This is a genomic window from Glycomyces sp. L485 (genome assembly GCF_022548875.1).
GTDB lineage: Bacteria > Actinomycetota > Actinomycetes > Mycobacteriales > Micromonosporaceae > Glycomyces.
Genome location: NZ_JAKZEW010000002.1, coordinates 230,994 through 251,480 on the forward strand (window position 1 = coordinate 230,994; position 20,487 = coordinate 251,480).

At 70.2% G+C, this 20,487-nt stretch carries 16 protein-coding genes; 10 read left to right on the forward strand and 6 right to left on the reverse strand.

The features are described from left to right. The first annotated feature begins 152 nt into the window (after positions 1 to 152). The gene (locus tag L0U85_RS02440; RefSeq protein WP_241376065.1) at positions 153 to 2,054 is read left to right on the forward strand and encodes a hypothetical protein; all 1,902 of its coding nucleotides are present in this window, start codon (positions 153 to 155) and stop codon (positions 2,052 to 2,054) included. 9 nt (positions 2,055 to 2,063) lie between these two features. Here L0U85_RS02440 and L0U85_RS02445 read toward each other — a convergent pair whose 3' ends face one another. Continuing rightward, a complete protein-coding gene (locus L0U85_RS02445) occupies positions 2,064 to 2,399 on the reverse strand; it encodes a hypothetical protein (protein ID WP_241376066.1) in 336 nt (111 codons plus the stop codon). 216 nt (positions 2,400 to 2,615) lie between these two features. Here L0U85_RS02445 and L0U85_RS02450 point away from each other — a divergent pair, with 216 nt between their 5' ends. Then, the gene (locus L0U85_RS02450; RefSeq protein WP_241376067.1) at positions 2,616 to 3,824 is read left to right on the forward strand and encodes an arginine deiminase; all 1,209 of its coding nucleotides are present in this window, start codon (positions 2,616 to 2,618) and stop codon (positions 3,822 to 3,824) included. Positions 3,825 to 4,261: 437 nt separating this feature from the next. Further along, positions 4,262 to 4,525, forward strand: coding sequence for a hypothetical protein (locus L0U85_RS02455; RefSeq protein ID WP_241376068.1), 264 nt, complete (start codon positions 4,262 to 4,264; stop codon positions 4,523 to 4,525). A gap of 83 nt (positions 4,526 to 4,608) precedes the next feature. On the opposite strand, the gene purD is transcribed toward L0U85_RS02455, so the two are convergent. Continuing rightward, positions 4,609 to 5,829, reverse strand: coding sequence for a phosphoribosylamine--glycine ligase (gene purD / locus L0U85_RS02460; protein WP_241376069.1), 1,221 nt, complete (start codon positions 5,827 to 5,829; stop codon positions 4,609 to 4,611). A gap of 229 nt (positions 5,830 to 6,058) precedes the next feature. On the opposite strand from purD, the gene purB reads away from it, so the two are divergent. The 4 genes from purB to purL all read left to right on the forward strand — a co-directional run bounded on the left by purB (position 6,059) and on the right by purL (position 10,845). Then, positions 6,059 to 7,525 (forward strand): adenylosuccinate lyase, encoded by a 1,467-nt coding sequence (gene purB, locus L0U85_RS02465; protein WP_277605264.1) that lies wholly within the window; start codon positions 6,059 to 6,061, stop codon positions 7,523 to 7,525. Between the two features lie 106 nt (positions 7,526 to 7,631). Further along, on the forward strand, positions 7,632 to 7,886 hold the full coding sequence (gene purS, locus L0U85_RS02470) for a phosphoribosylformylglycinamidine synthase subunit PurS (RefSeq protein ID WP_241376072.1): 255 nt from the start codon (positions 7,632 to 7,634) through the stop codon (positions 7,884 to 7,886). After that, positions 7,883 to 8,566, forward strand: coding sequence for a phosphoribosylformylglycinamidine synthase subunit PurQ (gene purQ / locus L0U85_RS02475; protein WP_241376074.1), 684 nt, complete (start codon positions 7,883 to 7,885; stop codon positions 8,564 to 8,566). The genes purS and purQ overlap by 4 nt, the downstream gene beginning before the upstream one ends. After that, positions 8,563 to 10,845, forward strand: a complete 2,283-nt coding sequence (gene purL / locus L0U85_RS02480) for a phosphoribosylformylglycinamidine synthase subunit PurL (RefSeq protein WP_241376075.1) — start codon at positions 8,563 to 8,565, stop codon at positions 10,843 to 10,845. The genes purQ and purL overlap by 4 nt, the downstream gene beginning before the upstream one ends. Positions 10,846 to 10,881: 36 nt before the next feature. Here the strand turns inward: purL and L0U85_RS02485 are convergent, their stop codons facing one another. After that, a complete protein-coding gene (locus L0U85_RS02485; RefSeq protein ID WP_241376077.1) occupies positions 10,882 to 11,223 on the reverse strand; it encodes a sterol carrier family protein in 342 nt (113 codons plus the stop codon). A 206-nt stretch (positions 11,224 to 11,429) separates the two neighbouring features. Between L0U85_RS02485 and L0U85_RS02490 the strand changes: the two genes are divergently transcribed. The 3 genes from L0U85_RS02490 to purM all read left to right on the forward strand — a co-directional run bounded on the left by L0U85_RS02490 (position 11,430) and on the right by purM (position 15,949). Then, positions 11,430 to 13,259, forward strand: coding sequence for a carboxypeptidase-like regulatory domain-containing protein (locus L0U85_RS02490; protein ID WP_241376078.1), 1,830 nt, complete (start codon positions 11,430 to 11,432; stop codon positions 13,257 to 13,259). Positions 13,260 to 13,376: 117 nt separating this feature from the next. Then, the gene (purF, locus tag L0U85_RS02495) at positions 13,377 to 14,873 is read left to right on the forward strand and encodes an amidophosphoribosyltransferase (protein WP_241376079.1); all 1,497 of its coding nucleotides are present in this window, start codon (positions 13,377 to 13,379) and stop codon (positions 14,871 to 14,873) included. After that, positions 14,870 to 15,949: a phosphoribosylformylglycinamidine cyclo-ligase gene (gene purM / locus L0U85_RS02500; protein ID WP_241376080.1), complete on the forward strand. Its 1,080-nt coding sequence runs from the start codon at positions 14,870 to 14,872 to the stop codon at positions 15,947 to 15,949. Before purF ends, purM begins: the two co-directional genes overlap by 4 nt. Here the strand turns inward: purM and L0U85_RS21050 are convergent. From L0U85_RS21050 to L0U85_RS02515, 3 genes are all read right to left on the reverse strand, one after another. After that, positions 15,921 to 16,907: a phosphatase PAP2 family protein gene (locus tag L0U85_RS21050; protein WP_241376081.1), complete on the reverse strand. Its 987-nt coding sequence runs from the start codon at positions 16,905 to 16,907 to the stop codon at positions 15,921 to 15,923. The genes purM and L0U85_RS21050 overlap by 29 nt on opposite strands. A gap of 241 nt (positions 16,908 to 17,148) precedes the next feature. Then, on the reverse strand, positions 17,149 to 18,663 hold the full coding sequence (locus tag L0U85_RS02510; protein WP_241376082.1) for an Hsp70 family protein: 1,515 nt from the start codon (positions 18,661 to 18,663) through the stop codon (positions 17,149 to 17,151). 66 nt (positions 18,664 to 18,729) lie between these two features. Continuing rightward, entirely contained in the window at positions 18,730 to 20,202 is a 1,473-nt protein-coding gene (locus tag L0U85_RS02515; RefSeq protein WP_241376083.1) for an Hsp70 family protein, read from the reverse strand. Positions 20,203 to 20,487 lie beyond the last annotated feature (285 nt).

Consider the following 20,487-nt stretch of genomic DNA (forward strand, 5'->3'; position numbering starts at 1 on the left):
TGCGAACTGGTCTAGTGGGGTTGCCCCGAATCAGGTCTCAACCTCGTTCAACGAGCGAGCAGCGGATAGGTGACGGCTCATGGCCTCCGAATCGGGCCGGTCCGTAGGATGTGGCATGACACGACTACCCGAGGCGGCGAGAACCCTCTCCCATGGCGATCACCGACACGACACCTGAAGCAGAGGACGGGCCCGAGCGCGGAACGGAGTCCGAGACGGAGTCCGACGTGCCCGAACGCGCCGAGGAGGACCGCTGGCGGCGCTTCGCCGAGAACGACGGCGCCGAGGACGAGGCCACCGAACACCACCGCGTCGGCAAACTGCGGCGCATCGCCCGCCTCGGCCGCCGCGCCGCCACAAGCGAATGGACTCTCGCCGCGCTCGCCGGCGCCCTCCTCTCGGTCGCCATGACCTGGCCGCTCGCCCGCGACGTCCACAAGGTCATCCCCCACGACACCGGCGACCCCCTCCTGCTGACCTACATCCTCGGCTGGGTCGGGCACTCCCTGCGCGAGAACCCGGCAGACATCTGGGACACCAACAGCTTCTGGCCGACCACCGACTCCTACCTGTTCACCGACACGCTCCTCGGCTACGCGCCCGCCGCACTCCTGGCCACCGACACGACCAGTGCGCTCATCGTCTACAACGTCCTCTACATGGGAACGTTCGCGCTCGCCTTCCTCGGCGCGTACGCCCTGCTGCGCCAGCTCGGCGCGCGCGCCGCCGGCTCGGCCGTCGCCGCGGCCGCATTCGCATACGCCCCCTGGAAGCTCGGTCAGGCCGGCCACCTCCAGGTCCTTTCGTGCGGCGGAATCGTCCTCGCTTTGGCGATGCTCGCCCGCGGCCACGGCTGGTCCCTCAGGGGCGGCTTCAAACCGGAACGGCAGCGACCCGGCTGGATCCTCGCCGGATGGCTGGTCGCACTGTGGCAGTTCAGCATCGGCGCCGGACTCGGTGTCCCGTTCGTGTACCTGCTGCTCGCGATCGGCGTCGTAGTCGGCTGCTTCTGGCTGGTCAAGCGCCCGAAACTGCGCTGGCAGACGTTCGCGGCCAACGGACTGGGCGGCGTCGTCTTCAGCCTCGGGGTGCTGTGGATCGCCGACAAGCACGCGGTCGTGGCGCGCGCCTATCCCGAGGCGGCGCGGGACTACGAGTACATCGGCTGGTTCAGTCCGACGTGGCAGAGCTTCATCATCGCCCCGGAGGAATCGCGGCTGTGGGGCGCGGCGCACGAGGCGGCGCGCGCAGACCTGACGTGGCCGCCGGAACAGGCCCTGCTGGTCGGGTTCACGCTGCTGTCGCTCGCGCTGGCGGGCCTGCTGTGGTCCTCGTGGAGTCGCTGGCAGCGGTTCTGGCTGGCGCTGGGAGTGTTCGTCACCATGGCGCTGGCGATGGGCCCGAACTTCCTCGACGACGGCGCGTGGGCGTGGAAGCCGCTGTACGACTACGTTCCGGGGTTCGACGCGATCCGCACGCCGGGCAGGACCGTCCTCTACATGACGTTGCTCCTGGCGGTCCTCGCGGCCGGTACCTTGACGCGGATCGCGGACGCGGCGGACTCGGTGGCGCACGAGGCCCGGGTGGACCGGCGGCTGACGGTGCGCGCGCCGAGGGCGGTCCACGCCCTGCTGGTCCTGCCGATCGCGCTGGTACTGCTGGAGGGCTTGACGGTCGCCGAGAACCGGGAGCCGGAACAGGCACCGGTCGACATGTCCGCGTTGGACGGACCGGCGCTGTTCCTGCCCTCGGACGGGCGGGACACGCGGGTGCAGTACTGGAGCGTCGACGGCTTCCCGGAGACGGCCAACGGGATCGCGGCGTTCACGCCCGACGAGCAGGCGGGGATCCGGCAGATGTCGGAGTCGTTCCCGAGCCCGGACTCGATCGAGGCGCTCCGGGAGGCCGGCATCGAGACTGTCGTGGTGATCCCGTCGTGGCTGCCGGGCAGCGCGTGGGACGGCCTGGACCACGAGACCGACCCGTTCGGCGTCGAGGTGGAACGCACCGAGCGCGCGGTCGTCTACGACATAGGGGACCCCGAGGCCCACTGAGCGGGCGCTTCAGGCGGGGCCGACCGGGGTGAAGAACGCCAGGGCCCCGATCGCGTCCAGCTGCGGCGGCGAGTGGAGCGGGGACGCCACCACGTCGAAGGTGCGCCGCACGCCCCTGAGCTCGAGGCGCATGAGGCTGCGTTCCAGCGCGTCGGTCTGGAGGGTCTGGATCGGCGCGAGCCGCGCCAGCTCGGCGTCGTGCAGCGGCTCGGCCCCGGCGGTGAAATCGAGGAAGCGCAGGCCCGAGCCGAGGAAGCGCGGCCGAGTGTGGTCGACGTCGACCGGCAGCCCGAGCATGTCGCTGCCCGCCTGCGAGATCGCGATGATCCGCGTCTCCGCCGACAACAGCAGGCACGCGTCGGTGCTAGCGCATACCGCGGCGCGCCACGGGACCAAGCCTGGATGTAGGTGTCTGCCATCGGTGCCGGGTGCCGTTGCGCGAAGCGGGATGACCAATTCGAGTTGCGTCATGGGTATCCCGGGGGTAGTCGTCACGCTCAGTCGATTCACGTTAACAGAGAAAAGTTGATCTTCGGTGCCAGTGCCTCTATTGTCTGGATCATGAGTTCGAGCGAGCATTCGTCGTACGGGGTCGATTCGGAAGTGGGTCGCCTGCGCAGCGTCATGCTGCACCGTCCCGGCGGGGAGCTCCGCCGCCTCACTCCGCGCAACAACGGCGCGCTGCTGTTCGACGGCATCCCGTGGGTCGAGCGCGCCCAAGCCGAGCACGACAGGTTCGCCCGGACCCTCCTCGACCACGGCGTCGAGGTCCTCTACGTCGGGGCGCTGCTCACCGAGTGCCTCTACCTGTCCGAGGCCCGCGAGGAGGTCATCGCCTCGGTCTCGGCCGATCCGCGCCTGGGCCAGATCCTCGGCGGCGAGCTGCGGGCCTACCTGTCCGACCTCGACCCCGACCGGCTCGCCTCGGTCCTCATCGAGGGGCTCACCAAGGAGGAGTTCGGCGACTCGCACAGCCTGCGCCACAGGCTCATGCGCGGCACGGACTTCGTCATCGACCCGCTGCCGAACATGATGTTCACCAGGGACTCCTCGGTGTGGATCGGCGACGCGGTGGCCGTGACCAGCCTCGCGATGCCCGCCCGGCGCCGCGAGACGGCGCTGACCGGCGCCGTCTACCGCCACCACCAGCGCTTCGCCGACGTCCCCAAGATCTACGATCCGTCGCTGGAGCACCTCGAAGGCGGCGACGTCCTCGCCTTGGCGCCCGGCGTGCTCGCCGTCGGTGTCGGCGAGCGCACCACCCCGGCCGGCGCGGAGCGCCTGGCCCGCCGCGTCTTCGAGCGCGGCACCGTCCACACCGTCCTCGTGGTCCCGATCGCGCAGCGCCGTGCCACGATGCACCTCGACACGCTCTGCACGATGGTGGACGCCGAACGCATCGTCATGTACGCGCCCGCCGAGCGGCGCCTGGAGGCTTACACGCTGCGCCCGGACGGGGACGACCTCGCGATCGAGGGGCCGCGCCGCTTCATCGAGGCCGCGGCCGAGGCGATCGGCGTCGAAGCCGTCGAGATCATCCACACCGGAGAGCGCGACGTGGTCACGGCCGAACGCGAGCAGTGGGACGACGGCAACAACACCCTCGCCCTGTCCCCGGGCGTCGCGGTCGCTTACGAGCGCAACGCGGTCACCAACGCGAGGTTGGAGCGGGCCGGGATCAAGACCATGACGATCCCGGGCTCAGAGCTCGGATCGGGGCGCGGCGGGCCCCGCTGCATGTCCTGCCCGATCGAGCGCGACCGGATGTAGAGCCGACCCGGCACGTCCCGACGCCGGGTCGCGCCTCGCCGATCTCCTCGCGGCGCAACACGAATGCCTTGACAAGCGCTGCCTGGTAAATCTGATGCGAACTCAGAATTGTGTACCCATAAGAGAGGGTTTCGCATGTTAGCATCTGCGCGGGGTCCCTTCCTCTTACTCTTCCCCGGCACGCAGGGGGCGCGAGCGCTGAGCCGATCGTCCGGAGGGGAGCAACCGCGGGTTGCGCCGGCTCGGTCATCGGTCGCGGCTCCCCGCGCCGCCGGAGGCGCTCTGGGCCAACGCCGCTCCAAGATGCCGGTGCGAGCCGGCCGAAGAGGGTGCCTCTGCGTCGACAGCGACCCGCGACGACTCGTCCGGCCCATTGCGCCGACATTGTTCCCCGGACGAACACATCGATTGATACGGAAAGCGATCAGGTAGGGCACATGGAGAACTTCGATGAACGAATCGAGAAGACCGTCAACCGGGCGGAGACGGCGGCGGTCATTCTGACCGTCCTGGCGGCCCTGACGCTGGTGGTCGGGATCGGCGGCGGAGTCGTCAACGGCACCTTCGGACTGGGGATCGGCGGGTTCGGAGCCGCCGCGCTGCTCTACGGCCTCGCGAAGTTGATCAACGTGCAGGCGACTCTGCTGGTGGAGACTTGGCGGCAGGGCCGCGAGGCGCGGAGCGCGCGCACGAGCGCTTGACGATTCGAGACTGTGAAGGTCCCGCCGGTGCGCGAAAACCCGAGTCGACCGAGGCGCCCTGCGGATGCGGCCTCGGTCTCGGCTCAGATGTTCGCGGCGATATCGCGGCGGAAGTAGCCGCCTTCGAGCTTGACGCCTTCGGCGAGGACGTAGGCCTCCTGGCGGGCCTGCGCCACCGAGGCGCCCGTCCCCACGCAGTCGAGCACGCGCCCGCCGGTGGCGATGAGCTGCCCTGACGCGTCGCGAGCGGTGCCCGCGTGGAGCACCCCGGCCTCGTCGGCGCCGTACAGGGGCCGGCCGGCGACGGTCTTCTCCGGGTAGCCCTCATTGGCGATCACGACGCACACGGCTGCGCCCTCCTTCCACCACAGCGGGCCGAAGTCGGCCAGAGTGCCTGTGGCGGCGGCGTGCAGCAGCCCGCCCAGCGGCGTCTCCAGCAGCGCGAGGATCGGCTGGATCTCCGGGTCCCCGAAGCGGGCGTTGAACTCGACGACCTTCAGGCCCTTCGAGGTCAGCGCCAGGCCGCAGTACAGGGTCCCGATGAACGGGGTGCCGCGTCCGGCGAGCTCGGCGAGCGTCGGCTCGGCGACCCTCGCCATGATCTCCTCGACCAGGTCGTCCGGCGCCCACGGCAGCGGCGTGTAGGCGCCCATGCCGCCGGTGTTCGGGCCGGTCCCACCCTCGCCGATGCGCTTGAAGTCCTGCGCCGGCAGCATCGGGCGGGCCGTCGTGCCGTCGGCGACGACGAACAGCGAGACCTCGGGCCCGTCGAGGTACTCCTCGATGACCACGCGCTCGCATTCGAGCGCGTGCGCAAGGGCCGCCTCGCGGTCCTCGGTGACGATGACGCCCTTGCCCGCGGCGAGCCCGTCGTCCTTGACGACGTACGGCGACCCGAACTCGTCGAGCGCCGCCTCGATCTCCTCGGCGTTCCTGCAGGCGCGGGCCGCGGCGGTCGGGACGCCCGCGGCGGCCATGACCTCCTTGGCGAACGCCTTCGAGCCCTCGATGCGGGCGGCCTCGCGGCCCGGCCCGTAGACAGGGATGCCCTTGGCGCGCACCGCGTCGGCCACGCCCGCGACCAGCGGGGCCTCGGGCCCGACGATGACGAGGTCGGCGGCCGAGGTGACCGCCAGGGACGCGACCGACGCGGGGTCGTTCGCGTTCACCGGGACGCATTCGCCGAGCCGCGCCATGCCCGGGTTGCCGGGGGCGCAGATGAGCGTGTCTACGGTTTCGTCGGCGGCCAGGGACGCCGCAAGGGCATGCTCGCGGCCGCCGGAACCGATCAGGAGTACTCGCACACGGTCAGTTTACGGGTTGGAGACGTGCTGGTTAACAGGCGCGCCGGATAGTCGTCAGCACTCTCCCGGATCGCGGCGACGGGCATCGCCCTCATCCGGGGATCGAGAGGCGGCGTCGCGCACATCACGATTCCGGCCACGAACTCGGTGCGGCAGTGGAATCCGCTCGGGTCTCGGACCATGTCGGCCGCCGTGCGATCTCGTGTTTCGCCGGTCGATGGCGAGCGTCATGCGATGTCCCGAACCGGTGACCTGCTGCGGGTGTCATCATTGCGGCGTGACTCCGAATGTGCTCGCCGAGCGATACGCCTCGAAGCAGATGTGCGACATCTGGGACCCGGTCGGGAAGATCAAGGCCGAGCGGCGGCTGTGGCTCGCCGTGCTCAAGGCCCAGCACGATCTGGGTGTGACCGTGCCCGACGGAGTGATCGCCGACTACGAGCGGGTTGTCGACACCGTCGACCTGGAGTCGATCACCGAGCGCGAGCGCGTCACCAAGCACGACGTCAAGGCCCGCATCGAGGAGTTCTCGGACCTCGCCGGGCACCAGCACATCCACAAGGGCATGACCAGCCGCGACCTGACCGAGAACGTCGAGCAGATGCTGGTGAGGCAGTCGCTCGAACTCGTCCGCGACCGCCTCGTCGCCGCCCTCGTGCGCGTCGCGGCGCGCGCCGAGCAGTACCGGGACCTGGTCATGGCCGGTCGGAGCCACAATGTGCCCGCACAGGCCACAACGCTCGGGAAGCGGTTCGCGTCCTGGGCCGAGGAGCTGCTCGTCGCCTACGAGCGGATCGAGGAGCTGCTCGGGCGCTACCCGCTGCGCGGGGTCAAGGGCCCGGTCGGGACCGCGCAGGACATGCTCGACCTGTTCGGCGGCGATGTGTCCAAGCTCGCCGAGCTGGAGCGGCGCGTAGCCTCCCACCTGGGTTTCGAGCGCGTCATGGACTCGGTCGGGCAGGTCTACCCGCGCTCGCTCGACTACGAGGTCGCCTCTGCTCTCGTCCAGGCCGTCGCCGGGCCTTCGAGCGCGGCGCTGACGATCCGGCTCATGGCCGGAGCCGAACTGGCCACCGAGGGATTCATGCCGGGCCAGGTCGGCTCTTCGGCCATGCCGCACAAGATGAACACGCGCTCGTCCGAGCGGATCAACGGCCTCGCGGTCGTCGCCCGCGGCTGCGCTGCGATGCTCGGCGAGCTCGCCGGCGACCAGTGGAACGAAGGGGACGTCTCGTGCTCGGTGGTCCGCCGCGTCGCCCTGCCCGACCTCTTCTACGCCGTCGACGGCCTCTTTGAGACCTTTCTCACGGTGCTCGACAACTTCGGGGCCTACCCGGCCGTCGTCGGCGCCGAGCTCGACCGCTACCTGCCTTTCCTGACCTCGACAAAGGTCCTCATGGAGGCCGTCAAGCGCGGCGCCGGACGCGAGGACGCGCACGAGGCCATCAAGGAGCACGCCGTCGCCGTGGCCCGCGACATGCGTGAATCGGGACTGCGAGAGAACGACCTGTTCGACCGGCTCGCCGCCGACGAGCGCCTCCCGATGGACCGCGCCGCACTGGACGCCCTGGTGGCCGACACGGGTGAATTCATTGGGGCGGCGGGAGATCAGGTGGACAGGATCGCTGAGAAGGCGGCCGCGGCCGCGAAATCGCACCCTGAGGCCGCCTCATATCGGCCCGGAAACATCCTGTGAGTTGTTGTGACGTGGCACCGACACCCTGAGCGCGCTACTGGCCCTGGTCAGAACGCGTGAATAAGCTTGGAGCTGTTCCGTCCATGTGACCGACAGGAGTGCGACCGTGGCCCGTGTAGTGGTCGACGTGATGCTGAAGTCCGAGATTCTCGACCCGCAGGGCGAGGCCGTGCTCGGGGCCCTGCCCCGCCTCGGTGTCAACGATGTGACATCGGTGCGAATCGGCAAGCGCGTCGAGATCGAATTCGATGATGCCGTCCAGAACGTCGAGGAGCAGTCGCAGATCATCGCCGACAAGCTTCTGGCGAACCCCGTGATCGAGAACTTCACCGTCTCGGTGCTCGACGAGGACGCCGTATGAGTGCCCGCATCGGCATCGTCACCTTCCCCGGCTCGCTCGACGACCGCGACGCGGCCCGCGCCGTGCGCCTCGGCGGTGCCGAGCCGGTGGCGCTGTGGCACGACGACGCGGTGCTCAAGAGCGTCGACGCCGTCTTCCTGCCCGGCGGGTTCTCCTACGGCGACTACCTGCGCTGCGGCGCCATCGCCCGATTCTCCGAAGTGATGGGACTGGTCCGCGACGCGGCCGACCGCGGCATGCCGGTCCTCGGCGTGTGCAACGGCTTCCAGGTCCTGTGCGAATCGCACCTGCTGCCCGGCGCGCTGGTGCGCAACGCCCACCTCCGCTACCGCAACCGCCCGGCCCGCCTGCGGGTCGAGACGAACCGCACCGCGTGGACGGCCGCCTTCGCGCCCGACGCGGAGGTCGTCCTCCCCGCCAAGCACGGCGAGGGACGCTACGTCGCCGACGAGGCCACCCTCGACCGCATCGAGGCGAACGGACAGGTCGTCTTCCGCTACCTCGACAACCCCAACGGCGCGATGCGCGACATCGCCGGGGTCGCCAACGAGGCCGGGAACGTCGTCGGCCTCATGCCCCACCCCGAGCACGCCGTCGAGGCGCTCACCGGCCCGTCCACCGACGGGCTCGGCATCGTCGCCTCGGTCCTGGCCCACCTGAGTGAGGGAGCCGCGAGATGACAAAGCAGATGCTCAATCCCGTTGTGGACACGGTCGGCGTCGCCGCCGCCACGCCCGATGAGAAGCAGCCGCACGCCGAACTCGGCCTGGCCGAGGACGAGTACTCCCGGATCCGCGAGATCCTGGAGCGCCGCCCCACCCAGTCCGAGCTGGCGATGTACTCGATCATGTGGTCCGAGCACTGCTCGTACAAGTCCAGCAGGGTCCACCTGCGCCAGTTCGGCCAGAAGAACCCGAAGACCCCGCGCCTGCTGGCCGGGATCGGCGAGAACGCCGGCGTGGTCGCCATCGACGAGAACCTCGCGGTGACGTTCAAGGTCGAGTCCCACAACCACCCGTCGTACGTGGAACCGAAGCAGGGCGCGGCCACCGGCGTCGGCGGCATCATCCGCGACATCATCGCCATGGGCGCCCGCCCGATCGCCGTCATGGACTCCCTTCGCTTCGGCGACATCGACCACCCCGACACCGCCCGGGTCCTCCCGGGCGTCGTCGACGGCGTCGGCCACTACGGCAACTGCGTCGGCCTGCCCAACATCGGCGGCGAGACCTACTTCGACCCCTGCTACCAGGGCAACCCGCTGGTCAACGCGCTCAGCGTCGGCGTCATGCCCAGAGAGCGCCTCCAGTCCATGCAGGCCAGCGGCGTCGGCAACGTCGTGATCCTGCTCGGCGCCAAGACCGGCCGCGACGGCATCGGCGGCGTCTCCGTGCTCGCCAGCGCCACGTTCTCCGAGGACGACGACTCCGACTCGCGCCCGAGCGTGCAGGTCGGCGACCCGTTCGAGGAGAAGCTGCTCATCGAGTGCTGCCTGGAGCTGTTCGACACCGGCCTGGTCGTCGGAGTGCAGGACCTCGGCGGCGCCGGGCTCACCTGCGCGCTCTCGGAGACCGCCGCCGCCGGCGACGGCGGTATGCACGTCGACCTCGAACTGGTCCCGCTGCGCGCCAAGGGCATGGAGCCGCACGACATCCTCGCCTCCGAGTCGCAGGAGCGGATGCTCCTCATCGTCGACCCGGCGAACGTCGAGAACGTCCTCGCCCGCGCCCACCGCTGGGGCCTGCTGGCCACCGCGATCGGCACCGTCACCGACACCGGCCGCCTCGTCATCGACTACCACGGGCAGACCGTCGTCGACGTCCCGCCGGCGAGCCTCGCCGACGAGGGCCCGGTCTACAACCGGCCCATCGCCGAGCCGAACGACCTGGCGCTCGTCGCCGTCGACCGGGCCGAGACGCTGCCGCGCCCGACCGCCGACGAGGACATCCGCCGGACGGTCCTCGACATGGCCGCCAGTCCCAACCTGTGCGACAAGTCGTGGATCACCGAACAGTACGACTCTTCGGTGTTCGGCAACACCGTCCTCGCGACCCCGCACGACGCGGGCGTCATCCGCCTGGACGAGAGCACCGGCGTCGGCATCGCCATCTCGCTCGACGGCAACGGCCGCTACGCGCGCCTCGACCCGTACGCCGGCGCGCAGCTGGCGCTCGCCGAGGCCTACCGGAACGTCGCCGTCACCGGCGCCACGCCGATCGCCGTCACCGACTGCCTCAACTTCGGCTCCCCGGAGGACCCGCACGTCATGTGGCAGTTCGAGCGGGCCGTCACCGGCATCGCCGACGGCTGCCAGCAGCTGGGCATCCCCGTCACCGGCGGGAACGTGTCCTTCTACAACCAGACCGGTCGCGAGGCGATCCACCCGACGCCGGTCATCGGCGTCCTGGGCGTCATCGACGACGTCGCCCGCCGCATCCCGCTGGGGCTGGGCCAGACCGGCGACACCATCGCGGTCATCGGCACCACCGGCGAGGAGCTGTCCGGTTCGGAGTGGGCGTGGGCGACGCACCGCCACCTCGGCGGCGTCCCGCCCAAGGTCGATCTCGACCACGAGATGAAGCTGGCCGACCTGCTCTCGCGCCTAGCGGCCAACGAGCAGATCGCCGCCGCCCACGACCTGTCCGAGGGCGGCCTCGCCCAGACCCTGGTCGAGGCGATCAGCAACTCGGGGATGGGCGCGCAGATCCTGCTGCCCGAGGGCGCCGACCCGTTCACGTACCTGTTCAGCGAGTCCACCGGCCGGGTGCTCATCGTTATCCCGCGCGGCCAGGAGCTGGCGGTGCGGTCGGCGTGCGAGCAGCGCGGCCTGCCGATCACGCCGCTCGGCGTGGCCGACGCGAAGACCGACGGCCTGCACCTGCGGGACCACTTCGACATCGGGCGAGCCGAGATCGAGGCGGCCTGGAAGGGCCGCATCGGCGCGAAGCTCGGCGAATAGCGCACCGCGAAGGCCCGTCTCCGCTGGAGGCGGGCCTTATTCGTGCGCGATCGGCAGGTACTCGGACAGGTCTGCGCGCTGGCCCGACGCGGTGACCTTGCCGGCGGCGACGGCGTCGGCGAAGCCGAGGCGCCCGGTGGCGATTTCGAAGAAGACGATCGGCTCGCATTCGATGACGTTCGGGGGAGTGCCCCTCCGATGCCGAGGACCCTCGACGCACTGCACCGCGCCGACCGGCGGCACCCGCACCTCTACGGAGTGACCAGGGGCTTTCTCCGCGAGAGACCGCAGCAGTCCGCGCACCGCCGCCTTCAGCGTGTCGCGGTCGGGGACCTCGCCGTCTTCGAGCGCGGCAATGGTGTCGGCCACAGCGTCCATAGCGATTCCTTCAAAGCAGGTTAGACTGCGCCAGATGGCGTCGTGCGGACCCGCGCGCGTCTCCGTCCTGACACCCTGGATCCTGTTATCTGAACGAGACCAGGCATAGTGGCGACGACAGCCCGCGACTGTGGGTGAGTCGTGCCCAGTCATGGCGATCACGAGCCAACAGTGGCACAGCAAGGCATGCCCAGGAGGGGATGTAGATGACCGTAGCGGCCGGACCGAGCCGGACCAAGACTAACGTCTCGCGGTCCCGGCGGGGGCCACGGGGTCGCCTGCGCACGCGGCTTGCGGGGCTCGCCGCGGCCTTCGGCGTCCTCCTCGGCGCGCTCGCCTTCCCGGCCGCCGCCCAGGCGGCGGACTTCGAGCACTGGATCTCCGGCGGCTTCGACCCGTACGTCGACGTCGGCGGCGCGCCGGCGACCATCACCGTCGAAGTCAAGGCCACCTACGGGGGCCCGGGCCCACAGGATGTCGTCCTCACCGCGAACCTTTCGGGCCTGAACAATCTCGCCTCCGTCGACGTTCAGGAAGGCACCTGCACGCGTACCGGCGCCGGCCAGGCCACTTGCGCCGGCATGCAGCCGAACGAGCAGCGCCAGGTGCAGTTCATCCTTGCCCCGGCCTCCGAGTCCGAGCTGCCGGAGGGCGAGACCAAGACCGGCGAGCTCAAGATCAATGCCGGCGGACGCGGGAACGGCGAACAGAAGACGAGCGTCACCGTCGCCGGGCACGCCAACGCGGGACCGAAGTCGGTCTCCGAAGTCTCCGGCACCGTCACCTCGAACGCCCAACCCGTCGACGGCGCCAAGGTCGTTCTGACCGACGGCGACGGCAAGAACCACGAGGCCACCACCGACTCCAGCGGCAACTTCAAGTTCGAGGGCAGCGACCAGGGCACCTTCATCGCGCCCGGTGAGATGACACTCACGGTCACAAAGGACGGCTTCGAGGAGCTCGTCAAGGAGGGCATCTCCGTCGCCGAGGGCTCGCGGTTCACTCAGAACGTCACCATGGTCGCCGAGCCGGTCGAGAACGAGACCACCGAGGCGCAGCCCACCACCGAGGCCGCCGAGGAGCCCTCGCCGACCCCGGTCGCCACCGAGGACTCCGGCGGCATCTCAGGCACGCTCGTCTTCCTCATCGTCATCGGCGGCCTGCTCGTCGTCGGCGGCATCGTCGGCATCGTGTTCCTGCTGCGCGGCGGCAAGGACAACGACAACGACGACGAGGCCGAGAGCTTCCCGGACGCCTCGCCGGACCACCAGCCCACCGCGGCGCAGGTCGGCACCCCCGGCGTCTACCAGGCCGGCCCCGCTCCCGGCCAGGACGCGCCCACCATGATTCACAACGGGCCGCTCCTCGCCGACCAGGAGGTCGGCGCCTACGGGGCCCCCACCTCCGGCTTCGGCCCCGCCTACGGGCCGGGCGACGACTCGACCCAGGTGATGCCGCAGGCCGGCGCGCCCGCACCGCCGCCCCCGGTGGGCCCGGGCGACACCCAGATCCTGTCGACGGTCAAGGGCCTCGACCGGCCCGGCAGCGCCTCGCCCCCGCCGATGAGCGACGCCACCCAGGTGATGCCGCAGGCGAACATGTCCTCACGCCCGCAGCAGCCGACGTTCTCCGACCCGGGCGCGACGCAGCCGTACCAGTCGCCGACGCCGCCTCCGCCGCCGGTCTCGCGCGACCCGTACGCACCGCAGCCGTCGCAGCCGCCTCGGACCAGCTACTCCGAACCGGGTGCCACGCAGCCGTACCAGCCGGGCCACGGCGGAATGGGCCGCGACCCGTACGCCCCACCGTCCGCGCCGCCGAGCGCGCCGCCGCAGCCGCCGAGCGCCCCGCCTGCCGACCCGTACGCGCCGCAGCCGACCCAGGCGATGCCGCAGGGCGGCGCGGGCGGCAACCTGCCGCCGTCGCCGTACGCCGCCGACCAGACCGAAGGCGAGCCCTCGCCGAACTCGCGCCGCCGCGAGGACGAGGAGCGCCGCGGCTGGGGCGAATGGGACGACCGCCCCCGCTCGTGGTGACCGACGCCATTGGTGACGGCGCACAGTCGCCGGATCTGGAGGATTGCCCCGGGCTCGGGGTCGGATAGACTTGCGACAAGGCGCCTCCCGCCGAGCCTTACTTTCTGAGGAGTTGCAGTGACCCGAGGTGACGGTCGACTCACCACGGAACTCGATCCCGACCAACCCGGCCCCCGCGACGCCTGCGGCGTCGTCGGCGTCTGGGCCCCCGGGGAAGAGGTCTCGAAACTCACCTACTTCGGGCTGTACGCGCTGCAGCACCGCGGCCAGGAGGCCGCCGGGATCGCCGTCTCCGACGGCTCCCGAACCGTCGTGTACAAGGACCTCGGCCTGGTGGCGCAGGTCTTCGACGAGTCCACGCTCGCCCCGCTCCAGGGGCATCTGGCCATCGGCCACGCCCGGTACTCCACGACCGGCGCGCCCACCTGGGAGAACTCCCAGCCGACCATCAGGTCCACCTCGACGGGCACCGCGATCGCGCTGGCGCACAACGGGAACCTGGTCAACACCGCCGACCTCCTCAAAGAGGTCGACAGTCTCGGCATCGACATGGGCACCACCACCTCGGACACGCACCTGATCACCGCGCTGCTCTCGGCCCACCCCGACGAGTCCGTCGCGGCCGCCGCCGAGCGGGTCCTCCCGAAGTTGCGCGGCGCGTTCTGCCTGGTGTTCATGGACGAGAACTCGCTGTACGCCGCCCGCGACCCGCAGGGCGTCCACCCGCTGGTCCTCGGCCGGCTCGCGAGCGGTTGGGCCGTCGCCTCCGAGACCGCCGCGCTCGACACCATCGGCGCCACGTTCGTTCGCGAGGTCGAGCCCGGCGAGCTCATCACCGTCGACGAGTACGGGCTGCGCTCGACGCGCTTCGCGAATCCCGAGCCGAAGAACTGCCTGTTCGAGTACGTCTACCTCGCCCGCCCCGACACGAAGCTGGCCGGGCGCAACGTCTACGCCACCCGCGTCGAGGTCGGCCGCACGCTCGCCCGCGAGAACCCCGTCGAGGCCGACCTGGTCATCGGAGTCCCCGAGTCGGGCATCCCCGCCGCGATCGGCTACGCCGAAGAGTCCGGCATCCCCTACGGGCAGGGCTTCACCAAGAACTCCTACGTAGGGCGGACCTTCATCCAGCCGTCCCAGTCGCTGCGCGAGCTCGGCATCCGTCTCAAGCTCAACCCGCTGGTCGACCAGATCAAGGGCAAACGCCTCGTCGTCGTCGATGACACGATCGTGCGCGGCAACACGCAGCGGGCGCTGGTGCGGATGCTGCGCGAGGCCGGGGCCGTCGAGGTCCACATCCGCATCTCCGCGCCGCCGGTCAAGTGGCCGTGCTTCTACGGCATCGACTTCGCCACCAGGGCCGAGCTCATCGCCGGAAGCCTCGACGTCGACGGCATCCGCGCCCAGATCGGCGCCGACAGCCTCGCCTACGTCTCCCACGACGGGCTGGTCCGCGCCACCGAGCAGCCCGCGAGCCGCCTGTGCAGCGCCTGCTTCACCGGCGAGTACCCGATCGAACTCCCCGCCGCCGACCTCATCGGCAAGCATCTCCTCGAACCGCCAACAACAGCCGAGTCAGCGAGCACGTCAGTGCGTGAAGGGACCACAGCGTGAGCAGCGGCACCACCACTCAGAGGACCATCTCCTACGCCTCGTCGGGCGTCGACATCAACGCGGGCGACCGGGCCGTCGAGGCCCTGAAGCCCTCGATCCGCAAGACCGCCAGGCCCGAGGTCGTCGGCGGCATCGGCGGTTTCGCCGGGCTGTTCGCGCTCGACGTCGAGAAGTACTCCAAGCCTCTGCTGGCGTCGTCGACCGACGGAGTCGGCACCAAGCTCGTCATCGCCCAGAAGCTCGACATCCACGACACGGTCGGGATCGACCTGGTCGCGATGGTCGTGGACGACCTCGTGGTGTGCGGCGCCGAGCCGCTGTTCCTGCTCGACTACATCGCCACCGGCCAGGTCGTTCCGGAGCGGATCGCCGACATCGGCGCCGGGATCGCCGACGGCTGCCGCTACGCGGGCTGCTCGCTCATCGGCGGCGAGATCGCCGAGCACCCCGGGGTGATGAAGGCCGACGACTACGACATCTCCGCCACCGGCGTCGGCGTCGTCGAGGCCGACCAGCTGCTCGGCCCCGAGCGCGTCAAGGCCGGCGACGTCGCGATCGCCATGCGCGCCTCGGGCGTCCACTCCAACGGCTTCTCGCTGGTGCGCGAGGCCCTGTTCGGCGTCGGCAAGCTGGACCTGGCCACCGAGGTGCCCGAATTCGGCCGCCAGCGCACCCTCGGCGAAGAGCTGATGACGCCGACCCACATCTACGCCAAGGACTGCCTGGAGCTGGCCAAGGAGTGCGACGTCCACGCCTTCGCGCACATCACCGGCGGCGGCATCGCGGGAAACCTCGTGCGCTCGATCCCCGACGGGATGAGCGTCACGGTCGACCGCTCGACGTGGACGCCGAACCCGGTGTTCGACCTCGTGCAGCGAACCGGCGGCATCAGCGACGAGGAGATGGAGCGGACCTTCAACATGGGGATCGGCATGGTCGCCGTCGTCGCCCCCGACCAGGTCGACCGCTCGCTCGCCGTGCTGACGGCCCGCCACATCGAGGCGTGGACGATCGGCGAGGTCACCGAAGGCGACGACGGCGTCAAACTCACCGGGAGCTATCGGAAGGCTGCTTAGGCACCGGCTCCTCGGAGCCGCCCCTCTTGACGGCGCGCAGCCGCACGGCGAGCCAGATCAGACCGAGCGCAGGCAGGATCGCCGCCGAGATCAGCGCCTGCACCAGCGGGAGCGTCGGCGTGATCATGACGCCGAGAATGAGCAGCGTCGAGATCAGGATGGTCTTGCGCGTCGCCGGCTCGAACACTTCGAGCGGTCCGAGCGGGACCTCGTGCCAGGCCACGCGCCTGGCGCTGCGGATGATGATGAGTCCCAGCAGGAGACCGGCGGGCTCGTCCCAGAACCAGTGATGCCCTATGTAGACCTGCGAGAGGAACACCGCGATCGGCGGGACGAGCACGAGGCTCCAGCGCGCCCAGGCGGGCAGCAGTCCGCCGACGAGCATGACGATGAGGCCGAACAGCAGGATCGTGTTGACCGCGTGCCCGGAGGGGAAGGCCGTGGCGTCGGGGATGTTGCCGCCGCCGCCCTCGGTGTAGTAGGTGAACAGCATGGAGCCCTCGGGCGAGACGTCGTGGAGCTGCCACAGGTGCTGCGAGAGCGGACGGCCCAGCAGGTGCTTCATGCCGAGGATGACCGCCAGGGTGATGAACGACAGCACGTACATCAGCAGCGGCCGGATGCTGCGGGAGCGCAGGGCGCACCAGATCGCCAGGAACAGCGTGATGGTGGCGACGGTGCGGGCCTGGCCGAGTTCGGTGGCGACGCGCGCGGCGTGCACGACCCAGTCGACCTTGTGGCGCCAGACCCACTCGCGGATCTCCCAGTCCATCGTGACCAGAGGTGAGGGGAACGTCAGCAGGGAGGCGATGGCCAAGAACCCGAGGAACAGCCACAGGTCCGGCCACCAGCTCGCCGGACGCTTCCCGTACGGTTCCCAATCGAACCAGTTGACGGGGATGTAGCGGCGCAGCGGCGTGATGAGCTGTTTGACAACAGCATCGTCACGGACGGTCACTCCTCGGTCCCGTATGTTCGCGCTTCGGCGCGCGGTCGAAGACCGGTTCGATTCGGATGGCATACCTGGATATTCGCCTGTGAAAATGAATTCTGATGCCGCCACTCCCGAAATGGACCGAATTTGTTATCAGGTCGGTATGTATGGTGTGTTTTGCGACGCAGGTGAAGTGACCTGCGCCGACACGTCGCAAGGCACACGGCTCTCACGGGTCACGGCGGTCACACCCCGGCGGTGCCGGTCACGGCGTCTCGCACGCCTCCGGGTCGGAGTCACCGTACGAGTAGGTGATCGTGACCTTCTCGTCGAAAGCGTGCTGCTGCCCCGCGGCCGGGTCCTGATCGATGACCTCGCACTCGTCGTACCAGGGGCCGAACAGCGGCTCCTGCTCGCCTTGAAACTCCACATCGGTGAAACCGGCGTCGGCGAGCGTCCGCCTCGCCTCCTGCGACGACACCCCGGTGACCTCCGGCACGGTCCCCGCGGTGACGCTCTCCTCGCGATCCTCCTCATCTGCCGTCGGATCGTCCTCAACGGGCTCCGGCGCCGGAGGAGTGCCGCCGGTCGGGTCGTCGTCCGGCTCGGGCGTCCGCAGCTCCACCGGTGGGGCCGCGCCCTCGCCGCCACCGCCGCCGTGGCCGTCGGACGGCGCGTCGGTCTCCGGCGCCGGCTCCTCGTCGGGGGCAGCGCTCGATTCGGCCGTGGTCGCCTCCGGGCTCCGCCCGGTGCCGAGGTCGGAGCCGAACACGGTGACAGCCGCGATCATCAAGGGCGCCAGCACCGCGGCCAGGACGGCGACCCGCCGACCGGTCCACAACCGCATGGCGCCGTGAACCCCCGCTCCACCCGCCGCGAGCGCGACGAGCCGGGCGCCCTCGGCGGGCACCAGCTCGGGAAAGTCGGGCAGGACCGGATCGAGGCCGATCCGCTCTCTCAACCTGGCGGCCACCAGCGGCGTCCGACTCGCCCCGCCGGTCAGCACGATCCCCGCGACCCGCCCGGTCTCGACACCCGCCTCGCCCAACGCGGCCGCCGCCAGATCGACCGTCTGCTCCACGAGCTCGCCGACGCACGACTCCAGCTCCTGGCGGGTCAACCGCAGTTCGAGGCCCGCGACAGGCGCGATGTCAGCGCCGGGGGCCTCGGACAGCAGCTCACGGGCCCGGCGGATCGCGTCGAGCAGGCGCGACCGCAGCGCCTCATCGTCGGCGTCACCCGGATCGTCAACCCTCTCCCAGAATCCCGGATCGGTGTCCCGATGCCGCCCCGAGAGGTAGGCGAGCAACAACTGGTCGAACTCGAAGCCGCCCACCTCGTCGGTGCTCGAGGCCATCTCGACGGTGAGCCGGTCGCCCTCCGACTTGACGATGCCGACCTCGCACGACGACGAACCGAGGCTGTAGACGACGAGCACGGTGCCGGTCTGGACTTCGCGGCCGAGCGCCTCGGTGAAATACACCGCGGCCGCCTTGGGCCGGGAGACGACCACCGCCTCGCCGAGCCCGGCCTGCGCGGCGGCATCGGCGAGTTCACGTCGGCGCGCCGGGTCCCACGAGGAGGGGACGGCGAGCCCGACCGGGGCGGCGGGGGTCTCCTTGCGGTCGGCGCGGACCTGTCCGAGTACCGCGTCGACGCCGGGAGAACCCTCCATGCGCCGGACCTCGGGCTCCTGGTCACCGGAGCTGATCAAGACGGTGGCGGTCGAGGTGCCGAGCTCGACCCCGACTGCGGCCGCCTTGGGGGTGTGCTGCTGCATAGAGGGAGTCTATGGACTCCGATCGACAGGCTTTGATCTACCTTGCGTTCATTTGTTCCGGCGCGCTCAGCAGGTGTCTTGGCCGACGTAGACGTAGGTGACGGTGATCGGCTCGCCGGGGTCGCTCTCGGTGCCGCCCGGCGGACTCTGGGCCGTGACCTCGCATTCGGCATAGTCTGGGCCCTGGTTGCCGCGCTGGCTCCCCTGAGCATCCACATTGGTGAAACCAGCTTCGGCGAGTTCCGCTTCGGCCTCCGACAGCGAGCCGCCGGTCACGTTCGGGACGGTCGTGGTCGCAGACGACTTCGACTCGGTCGCGGGCGCTGCGGGACTCGACTCGGACGGAGTCGGGTCCGGTGTGGGTGCAGGGTCGCTCGATTCCTCGTCGGGCGGCGACGATGGCGGTGCGTCCTCCGGCTGCTGCCCGCCCTCCCCGCCGGTTTCCGCCTCGCTGGGACTCGACTGGTCGGAGGCGTCCGGAACGGTGGGGAAGCCGGCGGTGGCGTCGGCGCCGATCTCGTCGGTCGACACTGCGCCGCCGATCAGCCTGAGCGCGACGATCGCCGTGGCCGCGATGAAGAGCACGAGGAGCACCGCCAGCAGGCGGATGTGGTGCGCCGAGCGAAGTCGGTCCACAACGGTGGGAGGCCGCGCGGCCTCGGGGGTCGCGGCGAGCGCGGCCAGTGCAGCGCCTTCGGCCAAGGCGAGCTCCGGCATCTCGGGCAGGATCGGTTCGAGGCCGATGCGTTCGCGGATCATGGACGCCACCAAGGGGGTCTGGCAGGCCCCGCCGACCATGAGCAGCCCCGCGGTCCGCTCAGAGGTGAGCGCCGCGGCACTCATGGCGTTCTCGATCATGGTGACGCTCTGAGCGATGGGCGGAGCGATGCAGTGCTCCGCCTCCTCGCGGGTGATACGGACCTTGAGGCCGGTGGAGGGCAGGGGAACGTCGGCGGATTCGGCATCGGTGAGCCGCTCCCTGGCGAGCCGGATCTCGTCGAGCAGCTTCGCTCGGAGGGCGGCCTCGTCGGGATCCTCGATCCACTGCCAGAACTCGGGATGGGCATGGCGGTGCCGGATGGCCAGGTAATCGAGCAGGAGAAGGTCGAACTCGCGGCCGCAGACCCGCTCGGTGCCCGCGGCGCCTTCGACGACGTACTGGTCGCCGCGAAGGCTGACGATGCCGATCTCGCAGGAGGACGCACCGAGGTTGTAGACGACGAGGGACTTGCCGGGCGCGAGCTCATCGCCTCGGGTGGCCGCAAGATGGCGGGCGGCGGCCTCCGGTTCGGGCACCAGGAAGGCGTTGTCGAAGCCGGCGCTGGTGGCGGCCTCGATGCGGGAGGCGCGCTGCCGGGTGTTCCAGGAGGCCGGAACGGTGGCGGCGTTGACTGCGTCGCCGTGGTCGATCGGCTGGTGATCTGAGAGGTGGTCGAACACCCGGGTCTCGGGATGCTCGTCGCCGTGCCGGATCGAGACCGTGGTCGTCGAAGATCCCAGGTCGATGCCCACGGCAGGGGTGTGGGGCGAGGGTTCCATGGTGAGAGTCTATGGCTGAGAACGGCTTTGATTCGACCCCTGGTCCAGGTTTTCTCATTTGGGATCGAAGATAATCGATAAATGCCCGGTGAGCCCGGAAATGGCCCTTCGGGCGCTGGCGGCATCTTTCACGTGGGGGGTTGTTGTGCGCCAAGGGCGGCAGCGACGGGGAGGTGGAGGGATGTTCGAGGATGCGTTGCGGGGGTCGGGCGCGTGCCGGGCGGGGCGACCTTGGCGGGTGAGCTCTGCTCGTGTTGTGTTGCGCGGCAGGCGGTCCGGGGCCCG

What these genes read in the sequence shown, in the direction of transcription:
- L0U85_RS02440 (WP_241376065.1), top strand. Translation starts at nt 153, where the DNA reads ATGGCGATCACCGACACGACACCTGAAGCAGAGGACGGGCCCGAGCGC.
- L0U85_RS02450 (WP_241376067.1), top strand. Translation starts at nt 2,616, where the DNA reads ATGAGTTCGAGCGAGCATTCGTCGTACGGGGTCGATTCGGAAGTGGGT.
- L0U85_RS02455 (WP_241376068.1), top strand. Translation starts at nt 4,262, where the DNA reads ATGGAGAACTTCGATGAACGAATCGAGAAGACCGTCAACCGGGCGGAG.
- purB (WP_277605264.1), top strand. Translation starts at nt 6,059, where the DNA reads ATGCGATGTCCCGAACCGGTGACCTGCTGCGGGTGTCATCATTGCGGC.
- purQ (WP_241376074.1), top strand. Translation starts at nt 7,883, where the DNA reads ATGAGTGCCCGCATCGGCATCGTCACCTTCCCCGGCTCGCTCGACGAC.
- purL (WP_241376075.1), top strand. Translation starts at nt 8,563, where the DNA reads ATGACAAAGCAGATGCTCAATCCCGTTGTGGACACGGTCGGCGTCGCC.
- L0U85_RS02485 (WP_241376077.1), bottom strand. Translation starts at nt 11,223, where the DNA reads ATGGACGCTGTGGCCGACACCATTGCCGCGCTCGAAGACGGCGAGGTC.
- L0U85_RS02490 (WP_241376078.1), top strand. Translation starts at nt 11,430, where the DNA reads ATGACCGTAGCGGCCGGACCGAGCCGGACCAAGACTAACGTCTCGCGG.
- L0U85_RS02510 (WP_241376082.1), bottom strand. Translation starts at nt 18,663, where the DNA reads ATGCAGCAGCACACCCCCAAGGCGGCCGCAGTCGGGGTCGAGCTCGGC.
- L0U85_RS02515 (WP_241376083.1), bottom strand. Translation starts at nt 20,202, where the DNA reads ATGGAACCCTCGCCCCACACCCCTGCCGTGGGCATCGACCTGGGATCT.